General features: G+C 67.2%; 1 protein-coding gene. It reads left to right on the top strand.

The features are described from left to right. Window positions 1-231 (top strand): penicillin acylase family protein (locus tag F0L68_RS40835; RefSeq protein ID WP_149855288.1); only part of this gene is annotated, 231 nt, incomplete at its 5' end. Window positions 232-369 lie beyond the last annotated feature (138 nt).

The following is a 369-nucleotide window of genomic DNA, read 5'->3' as shown; positions in this document are numbered from 1 at the left end:
GGCACGCAGGACGTCACCTTCGGGTCCAGCTCCATCCAGCAGGTGGCCTTCACAGCCGACGGCCCGCCGCAGGCGTCCTCGGTGCTGACCTACTCGCAGTCGGCCAACCCGAACTCACCGCACTACGCCGACCAGACGAAGCTGTTCTCGGCCGGTCAGTGGGTGACCGAACGGTTCACCGAGGACCAGATCGCGGCCTCGCCGGTCCTGGAGGTGCGGGTCCTGGGCTGACCCCGCACGCCTGACCTGCACGGCTGACCTATCCGCCTGATACGCACGGCCGGAACGCCGGAGACCTGATGGGGTGGGGTCCTGCGGGGCATATTTGTTTTATTCCAGAAAATGGGGCACACTCCGGGGGGTGCCCCC

It is taken from the genome of Solihabitans fulvus (genome assembly GCF_008386585.1).
GTDB classification, from domain to species: Bacteria; Actinomycetota; Actinomycetes; order Mycobacteriales; family Pseudonocardiaceae; genus Solihabitans; species Solihabitans fulvus.
This window is presented reverse-complemented; position numbering and strand designations above follow the sequence as displayed.